The organism is Limnohabitans sp. (assembly GCF_046052765.1).
Taxonomy (GTDB): Bacteria; Pseudomonadota; Gammaproteobacteria; order Burkholderiales; family Burkholderiaceae_C; genus Limnohabitans.
The window spans coordinates 1-13,117 of the sequence record NZ_JAVLFQ010000088.1; the positions used below are offsets into that span (position 1 = coordinate 1).

Annotated in this window: 11 protein-coding genes; 10 read left to right on the forward strand and 1 reads right to left on the reverse strand. The window is 51.1% G+C overall.

Annotated elements, in window-relative coordinates; translation table 11 throughout:
* The 3 genes from AC9UG7_RS12310 to AC9UG7_RS12320 form a co-directional block, all read left to right on the forward strand.
* Positions 1-213 (forward strand): Rieske 2Fe-2S domain-containing protein (locus AC9UG7_RS12310; protein ID WP_509588253.1); only part of this gene is annotated, 213 nt, incomplete at its 5' end.
* A gap of 28 nt (positions 214-241) precedes the next feature.
* The gene (locus tag AC9UG7_RS12315) at positions 242-1,282 is read left to right on the forward strand and encodes a cupin domain-containing protein (protein WP_509588255.1); all 1,041 of its coding nucleotides are present in this window, start codon (positions 242-244) and stop codon (positions 1,280-1,282) included.
* Between the two features lie 26 nt (positions 1,283-1,308).
* Positions 1,309-2,025, forward strand: a complete 717-nt coding sequence (locus AC9UG7_RS12320) for a fumarylacetoacetate hydrolase family protein (protein ID WP_509588258.1) — start codon at positions 1,309-1,311, stop codon at positions 2,023-2,025.
* A 35-nt stretch (positions 2,026-2,060) separates the two neighbouring features.
* On the opposite strand, the gene AC9UG7_RS12325 is transcribed toward AC9UG7_RS12320, so the two are convergent.
* Entirely contained in the window at positions 2,061-2,447 is a 387-nt protein-coding gene (locus AC9UG7_RS12325) for a DUF423 domain-containing protein (protein ID WP_509588260.1), read from the reverse strand.
* A 37-nt stretch (positions 2,448-2,484) separates the two neighbouring features.
* Here AC9UG7_RS12325 and AC9UG7_RS12330 point away from each other — a divergent pair, with 37 nt between their 5' ends.
* From AC9UG7_RS12330 to AC9UG7_RS12360, 7 genes are all read left to right on the forward strand, one after another.
* Positions 2,485-4,305, forward strand: coding sequence for a DUF1800 domain-containing protein (locus AC9UG7_RS12330; RefSeq protein WP_509588262.1), 1,821 nt, complete (start codon positions 2,485-2,487; stop codon positions 4,303-4,305).
* Entirely contained in the window at positions 4,302-5,507 is a 1,206-nt protein-coding gene (locus AC9UG7_RS12335) for a DUF1501 domain-containing protein (RefSeq protein ID WP_509588264.1), read from the forward strand. Before AC9UG7_RS12330 ends, AC9UG7_RS12335 begins: the two co-directional genes overlap by 4 nt.
* 279 nt (positions 5,508-5,786) lie before the next feature.
* On the forward strand, positions 5,787-8,030 hold the full coding sequence (locus AC9UG7_RS12340) for a tetratricopeptide repeat protein (RefSeq protein WP_509588266.1): 2,244 nt from the start codon (positions 5,787-5,789) through the stop codon (positions 8,028-8,030).
* A 75-nt stretch (positions 8,031-8,105) separates the two neighbouring features.
* The gene (locus AC9UG7_RS12345; RefSeq protein ID WP_509588268.1) at positions 8,106-8,810 is read left to right on the forward strand and encodes a response regulator; all 705 of its coding nucleotides are present in this window, start codon (positions 8,106-8,108) and stop codon (positions 8,808-8,810) included.
* A 13-nt stretch (positions 8,811-8,823) separates the two neighbouring features.
* Entirely contained in the window at positions 8,824-9,582 is a 759-nt protein-coding gene (locus AC9UG7_RS12350) for a LuxR C-terminal-related transcriptional regulator (protein WP_509588271.1), read from the forward strand.
* Positions 9,583-9,827: 245 nt separating this feature from the next.
* A complete protein-coding gene (locus tag AC9UG7_RS12355) occupies positions 9,828-11,366 on the forward strand; it encodes a hypothetical protein (protein WP_509588273.1) in 1,539 nt (512 codons plus the stop codon).
* A gap of 131 nt (positions 11,367-11,497) precedes the next feature.
* Positions 11,498-13,111, forward strand: a complete 1,614-nt coding sequence (locus AC9UG7_RS12360) for a ShlB/FhaC/HecB family hemolysin secretion/activation protein (RefSeq protein ID WP_509588276.1) — start codon at positions 11,498-11,500, stop codon at positions 13,109-13,111.
* Positions 13,112-13,117: the final 6 nt, after the last annotated feature.

Genomic DNA, 13,117 nt, shown 5'->3' on the forward strand with positions numbered 1-13,117 from the left:
CGGCAGCGTCAGATGTGTATAAGAGTCAGGTGTACACACGGTGCGGCCCGCTTGAGCGATGGTTTTTTAGAGGGACGTGAAATCGAATGTCCTTTCCACCAAGGACGTTTTGACGTGTGCACCGGCAAAGCCATGTGTGCGCCTTTGACACAGGATATACGCGTGTATCCCGTGCGCATAGAAAACAAACGTGTTTTCGTGAACATAGCCTGAATCGCCATCGCCTAACAAGGACCACAAAATGTCAAATGAACTCGGTCGATTGGAAGACTTGCCCTCTGACTACGTGCAGGATTTGCGCGACCTTAACCTCGTGCCTTTATGGCCGAGTTTGCGCGGCGTACTACCGCCCAAAATTCCTACGCGCCAAACAAAGCCTACGCATTGGCCTTACAAAACCTTGAAGCCTTTGTTGTTGAAAGCTGGCGAACTCACGCCGATTGAAAAAGCCGAACGCCGCGTGTTGGTGTTGGCAAACCCTGGCTTTGGTTTGGACAAAATGCAAGCCAGCGCTGCCATGTATTTGGGCATGCAATTGCTCATGCCTGGCGAATGGGCGCCGAGTCATCGCCATACGCCCAATGCAGTGCGCATGATTGTCGAAGGTGAAGGTGCGTACACCACTGTAGACGGCGAGAAATGTCCTATGAGTCGGGGAGATTTGATTCTCACGCCCACAGGTTTGTGGCACGAGCACGGCCACGACGGTACAGACCCAGTCATCTGGTTGGATGTGTTGGACTTGCCCTTGGTGTATTACATCGAGGCGTCTTACCATGTGAATGGTGACCGCCAAACAATTAGGCCTGGTCGAGGCGATAAACAATACGCTCACGGAGGCTTGGTCCCCAGCCAAGTGTTTGAACGCAGCCACAAGGCCTATCCCATGTTGCGTTATGCATGGACAGATGCCAAAGCAGCGCTGGAAACTTTGGCCGTTGATTTGCCCGATTTAGAGCAAGTGCAAATCACATATACCAATCCTGAAACAGGTAATGATGCAGAAAATATTCTGGGTTTTTATGCGCTGATGTTGCGTCCCGGTCAAAGCTTGCGTTTGCCTGCACGCTCACCCGCGCAAGTGTTTCACGTCATCGAAGGTTCGGTTCAAGCGGATATTGTCGCAAGTCATTTCAAGTTGGTAGAGGCTGACACTTGTTGTTCACCTGGCTATGAAGCTGTGACGTTGAGAAATTTGCAAGCCGACAAAGCCTCATTTATTTTCATCGCAGATGAATCTCCCTTGCACCGAAAACTCGGTGTTTACGAAAACCGAGGTTGATGTTTCAACCTTTCAATGGAATCCTTATGACTGTTTATGTGTTCACTCCACCCGCTGTTCAATCATTGGCTATCAAAGGACAATCTGTTCGATTTCCAATCAACCGTTTGTTTTTTGTAGGTCGCAATTACCACGCACATGCCATTGAAATGGGCAAGCCGGTTGACAAAACGGTGGAGCGTCCGTTTTATTTCACCAAAGCACCGCAAACATTGTGTGCCAGTGGAAGTACGGTGGCGTATCCACCTGAAACCAGCAATTTTCATTTTGAGATGGAAATGGTGGTGGCTATAGGTAAGACCGGTTTTCGTGTGAGTCAAGAAAATGCACACGAATTGATTTATGGTTATGCCGCCGGTCTTGATATGACTCGCCGCGATTTGCAATTGGTTGCCCGCGATAAAGGCCGACCCTGGGATCTGGGTAAGGATGTGGAGCACTCTTCGGTGTGTAGCGACATTATTCCTATGCCGGAGAAAATCATCGACAGCGGAGCGATAACACTTGAGGTCAACGGTGTGACCAAGCAGTCATCCAATGTGAACAAGCTCATTTGGAATGTGCGTGAAATCATCGCCGACTTGTCTTTGTTTTATCACTTACAGCCGGGGGATTTGATTTATACAGGCACGCCTGAAGGTGTGGGGCCTGTGGTGCCGGGAGACAAAATCACAGGCCATATCGCCGATATTTCTGAAGTAGCTTTAACAATTGGAGCGGCTGAACAATCGTCACATTCTTGAGTACTTGCGTGAAAATTTTAGCCACGGTGATGCCCTTAGGTTGGCTGTCTTCTAACAGCCCACACTGCCAGACTCAACCAAGCGGCAATAAACGCCATGCCGCCATAGGGCGTTAATGCTTTGAAAACGGTGATGCCGCCCAAATGTATCAAGCATATGTTGAGGCTGAACATGAACAATCCCAACAAAAACAACACTGCAGACAACAGCAAGACTTGACTGGTTTTGTGCAACATGGCGATCGCACAAACCCCCAGCATCGCCAGTACATGGATTTGCTGCATCTGTAATGCGGACTGCACTGACTTCAATGCTGATGGGCTCAAACCCTCACCCATGTGCGCCACATAAGCAGCCAACAAAACCGATGAGGCTGCAATGACGCAGGCAATCACAAACAAAATGCGGCTAGCGATTTTCATGAGAATTTCCAAGGCTTGAAAGGTTATGATTTTCGATATGAAGACATTACACCGCTTGCACTTTGCAATGCTCTTATGGAGCTGCATGTTACTCAGTAGCTCGGCAGTCACTGCCCAAGCTGCAGACCCTTGGCTCAACGATCTGCAGCCCTTACCCAAACACGAGTGGAACTACGAACGCGCTCAGCATTTGCTTGAGCGTGCAGGTTTTGGGGCAACGCCGCAAGACATTGAACAACTGGCCCGATTGACACCCGCGCAAGCGGTGCGAAGCTTGGTGCGCTTTCAAGCCACAGCCGATAAATTCGAACCTTTTGATGATTCGGGTTCGCATGATGCGGGCCTCGAGCCTTTTGCCGCGTCGCGTCCCGCAGCCACTGACTTGGCCAAAGCCACCGGTCAAGCATTGGGTGTGAAAGTCAAACCTTCTGGCAACAGGCAAGTGCAACAAGTGGCCGACCGTTATTTGTATTGGCTCAGGGCCTCGCGTTTGGAAACCCACCGCTTGAGCTACTGGTGGGCCAACCGCATGCTCACCTCACCGCGTCCTTTTCAAGAAAAATTGACTTTGTTTTGGCATGGCCACTTTGCCACCTCTGAAGAAAAAGTGCGCGACTATCGCAAGCTGTACGTACAAAATAATGTTTTACGCCAACACGCCAACGGAAAATTCCGTCCCTTGATGGTGGCTGTGGCCAAAGACCCCGCCATGCTGGCATTCCTTGACGCAGCCGCCAACCTCAAAGGCGCACCCAATGAAAACTTTGCCCGTGAAATCATGGAACTGTTCACCATGGGCGTGGGTAACTATTCCGAACAAGATATTCGCGAAGCAGCGCGGGCATTCACCGGTTGGAACTACACAGATTTGAAATTTGTCATCAACCCAGAGCAGCACGACGACGGCTTGAAAACTGTCCTACAGAAAACAGGAAATTTCAACGGCGAGCAGGTCATTGATATTTTGTTGGCCCAACCCGTCACTGCCGAGTTTTTGGCAGGTAAGCTCTATCGCTACTTTGTCAGAGAAGATTTATCGCCTCTTTATCAGCAGCAATTGGGTAAGTTGCTTCGCGAGTCGGACTACGATATGGCGGTCTTCATGGAAACGGTGTTGTTGTCCAAAGACTTTTACAGCGAGGCATCGGTCGCTACACGCATCAAGCCGCCTGTGGAATTGCTGATTTCCACTTATAAAAAAATGGGTCTCAAAACCGTACCAGGTCTGCCCGACTTCAACCAGCAGTCGGAGATGCTGGGCCAAAAATTGTTCTACCCGCCCAATGTGGCGGGCTGGGCACAAGGACGCAGTTGGATCACTCCCGGGTTACTGTTGGCGCGGGGTAATGTGATTTATGACACTGTTTATCCGCCCATAGACTTTGTAGCGCCTGACAGAGTGCCCAACGGCCTCTACCAAATCACTTCAGTGGCAGACCAATTGGCACAAGGTCAAGACATCACCACAGCCACCAAGCCCGTGGGCAAAAGCATGGGCGAAATGTCCATGTCCAACCAAGGCGACCGAGATGAAGATTTCAACACCCGATTGGCCAGTTACAACGCATGGCGTAAAGCCATAGAGAACGTTAAACCGATTGATCGAAGTCCTGCCAAGCTGAGACTGTCAGACATGCTGCGCCAAGCCAAATGTAAAACCACACATGAAGCCGTGGCGTATTTGATCAAGCGTTTTGTGTCGGTGAAAGTCGATGCAAGCGTGCAAGCCCAGATAGCCGACATGCTGAGCCAAGACTTGGGCACCTCAGACCTCGCCGCCGCCGACAGTTACATGGAAGACGCTTTACGCAACACCTTGCATGTGATTTTGTCTTTGCCAGCCTACCAATTGGGATGAACATGCACCACGCCAACTTTCACCGAAGACAGTTTTTGCAAGGCTTGGCAGGCTTTGGCATGGGCGCTGCTCTCCCCTTGGGCCAAAACGCATTCGCCGCAGACAACCGACGCATATTGGTGGTGGTGGAACTCACCGGCGCGAATGACGGTTTCAATACTTTGGTGCCGTACGCAGACGACGCCTATTACCGCTTGCGCCCCAAGATAGGCATTCGCGCCAATAAACTGCGCAAGATTGATGACCAGTACGGCTTCAATCCCGGCATGGCGGGATTTGAACGTTTATTCAAAGAGGGGCAGATGGCAGTCGTGCACGGCTGCGGCTACGACAACCCTTCTTATTCGCATTTCACTTCTGCTGCCTATTGGCACACGGGTGTGCCTAATGGGGGCGAGAGCTACGGCTGGTTGGGTCGTTTGGCAGATGCCATCGATCCGCAACTAACGCCCAATTTTTTAGTGAATATTGACGAGCGCCAATCTTTGTCCGTGCAAGCAGCACGCCATGTGCCAGTGGTGTTTGATGACCCCGAACGATTTGGTCGCAAAGGGCTCTACCAAAGCCGCCCCCTGATTGACAAAGATTTAAGCAATAACGCGCCTAGCAGTAATGCGTCTCAAAAGTTTTTGGAAGACGTGGCGCAAAGTGCAAGACAAGCCTCAGAGCAAGTGCGTGCGGCATGGCAAAGCTACAAAACACCCGTCGACTACGGCATCTTGCCCATGGATTTACCCAAAGTAGCCGCCATGATCGATGCCAAATTACCTACCCGCATCTACCAAACTGCTTACCGGCACAATGCTTTTGACACCCATGTCCAACAAGTCGAGTTGCACCAACGTTTGCTCACCTATGTCTCCGATGGTGTGAGTGGTTTCATGCAAGACATGAAACGCATAGGTCGTGACAAAGACGTGACGGTGATGGTGTATTCCGAGTTTGGACGGCGGGCAGCCGAGAACACCAGTTTGGGCACCGATCACGGCACAGCCAACCATGTGTACTTGGTGGGGCACACGCTCAATGGCGGTCATTATGGCCAAGCGCCCAGCTTGACAACACTGAACAACGAAGGCAATGTGCTTCACACCGTCGACTTTCGCCGTGTGTACGCCACGGTCATGCAAGAGTGGATGGGTGCCAATAGCCAAAGCTTGCTCAATGGCAAGTTTGAGCCCTTGTCAGTATTTGCCGCTTGACGACACCAACCTTATGGGGTCACTGGCTATCTTTTTCTAGTTACTTTTAACCACTATTTACATCAGCAATGCCGACCGCAGCGAAAAGTCTGGCATTCACCTAAATCAATAGACATAGAACTATGGTTGAGCTGGGGTGGTAAGGGCGTCTAATGAATATGTGTATATTGAGAAAAAATACTGCGCGAACAATGGCATTTAATTTGTCATACGTTTCATCAATAATGGAACTCCTTTATGGATTTCAGTTTTATCTAATTTCTTGAAGCTAGTTTTTTTATGAGCCTCAAACAAGCATTTGCGCTACATCAGCAGGGCCGCCTTGCCGAGGCTGAGGCCATATACCTCAGTCTGATTAAGATTCAACCCAAACAGCATCAGATCATGTTGCTTTTGGGAGCGCTCTACATCCAGGCTAGTAAGTTTGATAAGGCTGTCAATTGTATTAACCGATCACTCAAATTGAATTCTGACAATCCTCAGGGGCACTGCAACCTCGGGGCGGCGCTGGAGGGGCTGGATCGATTGGAAAGCGCCTTGGCGAGTTTGGATAAGGCAGTAAATCTCAAGGCAGATTACCCTTTGGCTTGGTTTAACCGTGGCAATGTGCTGACCAAACTCAAGCGCTACGAGTTGGCCGCTCAGAGCTATGCGCAGGCCTGTCACTTCAAGCCAGATTATCCTGAGGCGTGGATGAACCATGGCCTGGCCTTGCAGTCATTGCGACAATTTGATGATGCACTGCTCAGCCAAGAGCGAGCCCTGGCCTTGAGGCCTGACTACGCCGAGGCTTTGTGCAACAAGGGCAATATTTTGCTGGATCTCAAGCGCAGCAAGGACGCTATCTCTTGCTACAAAGAAGCCATTGCACTCAAGCCCGATTACGCCAATGCCTTTTACAACATGGGGAATGCGCTTAACTCGCTCAAGCGTCCCTTAGAGGCCATCGAACAATTTCAGCATGCACTTACCCTAGACCCAAACTTCGTGCAGGTGTACTGCAATTTGGGCGCAACCTACAAAGAACTGCACCAGTTTGAAGCAGCTTTGACCTGTTTGCAAAATGCAATTTCATTAGACCCTGAGGATGCCGACGTTCACTTTAATTTGCTACACCTGTACGAAGAAACCAAACAGTTCGAACAAGCCATCGTTCATATTAAAAAACTTCGCTCACTTAGGAACGAAAAAAGTTTGGATTTTGAAGGTCCTCAATTGTTCATAAAGATGCGTACCTGCGACTGGCAAGACCTGACCCAAGCCATTCAGGCCGTGCGCCTACGCGTTTTTGAAGACAAAGAGCCCACTGAGCTGCTGCCCTTGTTGGCCATCAGCGATGAGTTGTCGTTTTTAAAACAAGCTGCAGCTCAGTACACCGCCAAGAACTATCCCTCACAGCTCAGCACCCCATTGACAAATTTAATTAGCAGCAATGAGCGCATTGCGATAGGCTATTTTTCCTCGGACTTTAATCACCACGCGGTGTCCATATTGAGCGCAGAGCTGTTCGAGTTGCACGACAGGTCGAAGTTTGAGGTGCATGTGTTTTATCTGGGACACGCGCCAAGGGACGCCAGCGCCGAACGTATCGCCGCAGCAGTTGATCATTTTTGGGAGTGTCGTCATATTGATGATGAATCACTGCTGACCTTGGCGCGTCAATACAAACTGTCTGTGGCGGTTGATTTGAATGGGGCTACCGCTGGTTGCAGGATGTCGGTTTTTGCCATGCGACTCGCACCAATCCAGATCAATTACCTAGGCTTCCCAGGCAGCGTAGGAACCGATTACCACGACTACATCATCGCTGACGATTACGTGGTGCCTGATAACCTGGCGCATGGATACACCGAGAAGATCATGCGATTGCCTTGCTTTCAGGTCAACGACAGAAAGCGAAAGGTCAGCGCCGATACCCCCACCCGCTCTGACTTGGGACTTTCGGACACTGCGATGGTGTACTGTTGCTTTAACAATACCTACAAAATCTCTCCTATATTGTTTGATGCTTGGATGAACATCCTTCGCCAAGTCGAGCACGGGGTGTTGTGGTTGCTGGGCGACACGCCATCCACACAGCTCAATCTGCAACGCTGTGCTGCGCAGGCTGGCATCGACCCACAACGTCTGGTGTTCGCTTCACGTGTAGCCTATGAAGATTACATGGCGCGTTATCGCTGTGCCGACGTTTTTTTAGATACCTTCCCTTTCAATGCTGGCACCACAGCCAGTGATGCCTTGTGGATGGGCTTACCGCTGATCACTTATTCTGGGCACAGCTATGCCTCACGTATGGCTGGCAGTTTGTTGCACGCCGTGGGCTTACCCGAATTGATTGCCTCGGATATTCACGGCTACCAAGCACTGGCTGTAGAACTCAGCCTTCAGCCTGAGCGCTTGCAAGAACTTCGTCGCAGACTCATTGACATGAGAGACAGTTGTTTACTTTTCGATACACCACGGTTCACACGAAGCCTAGAGTCTTCATACCTTGAGTTGATCAAGCAGTTACCAAAATATTAATTTAATGAGGTGACGTCACAAGTTTGTCAAATTCGGTGAATAAGCTAACTTATTGTTAAAAATTATTTGAGCAGTATGCACAACAAGATATTGGTGGTCGAGGACGAGCCTGACATACGCGATTTGATTTCTATCAACCTCAGGGCATCCGAATTTCTGGTCCTCGAGGCGTCCGATGTGAGACAAGCAAGCCAGCTTTTGGCCTCAGACCAGCCTAACCTGTGCATTTTGGACTGGATGCTGCCAGACCAGACGGGTATTTACTTGCTCAGGAAGATGAGAGCAGAGCCCTTGTGGGCCGACATACCTATCATGATGCTGACCGCAAGATCCTCTGAGCATGACAAGGTGCTGGCGCTGGACTTGGGTGCCGATGATTACCTCACCAAGCCCTTCAGCCCCAGGGAGTTGATTGCGCGTGCTCGGGTTTTATTGCGAAGAAAAAAACCGTCACAGACCCCCGAAAAGTTGGATCTAGGTGACCTGCAAGCATGTAAAAACACCATGACCATTACATCGACAGGTACATCCGTCACGCTTCACTCGACCGAATTTAAGCTCTTGTGGCAACTGTTGTCCCGACCCTCGTGGGTTCATTCAAGGTGGCAACTCATCGAGCAGGTGTGGGGGCGTGAGGCGCAGGTCGATGAAAGAACTGTGGACGCACACATACTTCGGGTTCGCAAGCAGCTGGCTGCCATCGGGACATCTTGTTTGATTGAGACGGTCCGTGGCGAGGGCTACCGGCTGGTCTTCAACTCAACCTCTCAACAGTCTTGAGGGTAGTAGAGCCATGAGTGGACTGGTACTGTTAGATCGCCAAGAAGAGGAGCACCTGGTGCGGGTGCTAGAGGCTGGCATAAACGTCACCGACTCTAGGCAACTGTACATGTGGGCGCAAGGACCCTTACAAGGGTTGATCCCACACAAAGCCTTGGTATGTATGCAAGTATCCCAATCGCAGGTCATCCGACTCGATGCTTATCACTCCCCACATCTGCCAAAGCAAGTGATGGACGAGTTAACCAGTTCACAAGACAGCAGCATCCTGCAACTGCTCAAGACCTCTGCTGCACATGGAATTCGGCCCCAATGGCTTGAATTTGAAGGTTTCTCCGATGATGCCGAGGCCCAACGTCATATTCAACGCCTATTGAGACTCGGTTTAAGCAATGCATTGTTGTGCGGCTCTTATCTGGATTCGGGTGTCAACACGGTATTCATACTTTTAGAGGTCCAGCCCACCAAGACCATTGAAAGAACCTCTTATTTGCTGGAGTTGCTGCTCGCGCAGTTGCACCTGTCTTACATCCGTATTTCTGCCCAGCAGGGCAGAGTTGGACAATCAGAAAAGATGGCCGCACCCGTGAGCAGCCGTGAGCTTGATATCATGCGCCTGGTGGCCAAGGGCAAGAGCAACCAAGAGATCGCTGAGTTGCTGTTTATCAGCCCCTTCACGGTCAAGAACCACGTGCACAACATATTGAAAAAGCTCAAGGTCAGCAACCGTATGCAGGCGGCTAACAAGATTCAAAGTTTGTTGTTGGCTTAGCCATTCAAAATAGTCCGAAATGACCAGTCAATTTAATTGTTGCAGCCCATATAAAAATGCAAATCTGACAAATTAAATTCAAAATCAGAATAAACAATATCTCCAACAAATCAATTCCACTTGATTACGAGTGTTGATTTGCCCAAAGGTCAAACATTCTGGGGCATCGGGATGCTGGCCAAGGGGGACATGGCGTCAAACACGTACCCCGAAATTCTTCAATCATTGATTTCTTCGGAGTTCTTATGAAACTTAACAAAATCGCAGTTGCAGGCATGATGCTTGTCGCTGGTTCTTCCTTCGCTGCCACAGCAGCATTGGAGTGCAAAAAAACTACCCCCGAACTATTTGTCAACACCTGCGCACCTGCTGCCACATTCTTTGTGGCAGGCTCTTCTGCCTTGGGCGGCGCAATAGAGAATGTGATCACCGCAAGTACCACAACGGGTGCCGTGGGCTACTTTGACACCAGCTCGACACCTGTGGTCGAAATTATCGACGCAGCCACTCCCAACGGTATTGCATTTGGAAACAAGACCAACAATGGCAATGCCGGTAACGGCGTAAAGGCCTGGTACGGCATGTCACGTGCTGATCTGACCGGCGGCACTTCTAAGCCAATTTTGGTTGTTTACAACAGTTACATGGGCTCTGCCGCTGGCGTGTCCAACGTCTTGGCAAACCCCAAGTCACTGGCAGCCGGTGTGCCGGAGGCGGACATTGTTACAGTTGGCCCAACAGGTAACACTGCAAATAACTGTAGAGTAGTTTCTGCGGCTTTATCTATTTTGGGTTCAACAAAAACAGTAGCAGCAGCTACAAATAAGGTTCAATGTTTCTCCCATGCGGTTACTCAAGCTGACTTGGCCATCTCTGACGTCAACGTCAGTGAGTTGGCTGCCATGTACGACGTCCTCAAGGGCGGCACAGAGCTCAAAAAAGCCACACTCACTCCTTTGGCCATGCAAGGCTTCGCTGTTGCTGTGAACAATAACTTCTACACTGCACTGCAAAACGCTCAAATCACATCAGGCGCACTCGCATCTTCTTGTGCAGGTCTTTACACAGAGGCTTGCCAGCCAAGCATCAGCCGCGCCCAGTACGCCAGCTTGGTGACCAAGGAAGGCTCCATCAAGTCAGCTGCTGGTTTCATACCTGGCTCAACAGAGGTTTTGACACTTGCCCGTCGTGACCAGTTGTCTGGCACACAGGCTACCTCTAACATCTACTTCGCCTCTAATGTATGTAACATTGCTGATCCCAAGGCCACCTTCGCCAACAAAGGCGGTGCCCTGAACGTGATGCGTGCAGCAGATGCTACCGCCTACGCCCCTGGCCTGGTGGTGCACGAGAACGTACAGACTGGCGACGTTGAGACAGACCTGAAATTGTCCACTGGTTACTCCATCGGCGTGATCGCGTTGAGCAAGGGTGCTGAAACAGGCTACAAGTTCGTCAAGCTTGACGGTGCCAGCCCTAACTTTGCCAAGGGCGGTACCTCAGTGCTTAGCAGCACAGCCTTGCGTAACAACATGTTAGACGGCTCTTGGCCACTGCAGATGACTGCCTACGCTGTCTACCGCACCGCTGACGGTACTTACGGAACGAAGGCCCTCAAAGCCAACATGATCAAGCAAATGGTTTCTGACCTGTCAGACGCTTCTTTGCATGACTTGTCTGCGATTGGTTACTTCAATGGTACAGGCACGCATGCATACAAGCAGACCAAAGTCAGCCGCGTTGCTGGCAACAACTGCTCACCTTTGATCACACGTACCAACTGATCTTAGTATTTGAGTCGGCTTGGTCTACCCCTGCCACAAGCAAGGGTAGATTAAGCCAGATAAAACGCCCTGCTCGCAGGGCGTTTTTTTTTAACAAATTCGTCATAGTCGTCATACAAAATGTAGTGATGATGAATTTAACAAATCGTCAGGGACATTCGTCCCTCGAAATATGCGTCGCAGGAAGACACCTCCTCGCTTTCTTATTTGCGGCGGCTGTGGCTTGTGTGTGCGTGGCGCAAAGTGCCAACCCCCAGCAGCCCAGCTTTCCCATCTACGAGTTTCAGGTCAAGGGCAACAGCGTACTGACCCAGCTCGCCATAGAAAAAGTGGTCTCCCCTTTCACGGGTGAAAAAAAAACGATTGAAGATGTAGAGGCCGCGCGCTTGGCGCTGGAGAAGACCTACCACGACGCGGGCTTCATGTCTGTGCTGGTCACCATCCCCGAGCAGAACGTGGACACCGCCATGGTCGAGCTGCAGGTGGTCGAGGCCAACGTCGACCGCCTCATCATCAAGGGGGCGGAGTACACCGCACCCAGCGTTATTCGCTCACGCCTGACCGAGCTGACCGGTGACAAGCCGCCCAACTTCAACACCATGCAAGAGCAACTGGCCAGCCTGAACCGTGGCAACGACTTGAAGGTCACGCCCATACTGAAGCAGGGCAGGGTGCCAGGGACCATAGACGTGCAACTCGATGTGGACGACCAGTCCTCATTTCATGGCAACGTAGAGGCGAATAACCGTCGAAACTCCGCCTCCACCACCGACCTGCACGTGACTGCCGGCATTCGCTACGACAACTTGTTTCAGTTGGGACACAGCTTGGGGCTGACTTTACAAACTGTGCCTAAAACCCCTGACGAGTCGACAGTCTGGGTGACCAACTACTCCATGCCATTGAGCAGTTGGGGGGCCAACTTGTCCTTGTTCATGGTCAACAGTAAAAGCAACATCATTATTGCAAATACTTTTACCGACGGTAAAACGTTGGGCCTGAGAGTGTCAAGAGGCCTGGCGGGCTTGGACAATTACTCGCACAACCTGTCGGCGGGACTGGACTACAAAAAGTTGCGTGTTTTTACTATAGAAGACAAAAGCCCACCCGAATACATACCACTGGTGGTGAACTACGGTGCCACCTTGCTGGGCACGGGGCGCACCACGGGCTTGGATGTGACACTGACCAACGGACTTCGCGGCACGCTTACCGACGCCGAACTGAACTTCAACGAAAGAGGGCGGGGCGCGTCGGCTAACTTCACCACCCTGAAAACGGGTCTGCTGCACACTGAGACACTGAAGTCATGGACATTGGTGGCCAAGCTCAACGGCATGCTGTCCTCTGGCATCTTGCTTTCATCAGAGCAGATGAGCATGGGCGGCGCTGACACTGTTCGCGGCTACTTGGAGGGCGAGCGCACGGGCGACCGTGGATATCTGGCTGGGTTGGAGTTGCAGGCACCTGCAGTCAAAGTGGGCAGCGGGATGCGGGAGTGGAACGTTCGGGGCTTGGGCTTTGTGGAAGGCGGCTGGTTGTACACCTTGTACAGACCTGCAACTACTAAATATGGCGCATCCCTTGCAGATAGCCACCGACTCGGCAGCGTTGGACTGGGGCTGCGTGTGCAGGCCCCTCAAGGTTTTGTGATTGATGCCGATATAGCTCGCACACTCACTAAAGGGGACTCCACCCAGTCTGGGAAAAGTCGCCTCAGCCTTCGCGTTGTTTGGAGCTACTAGGGTATG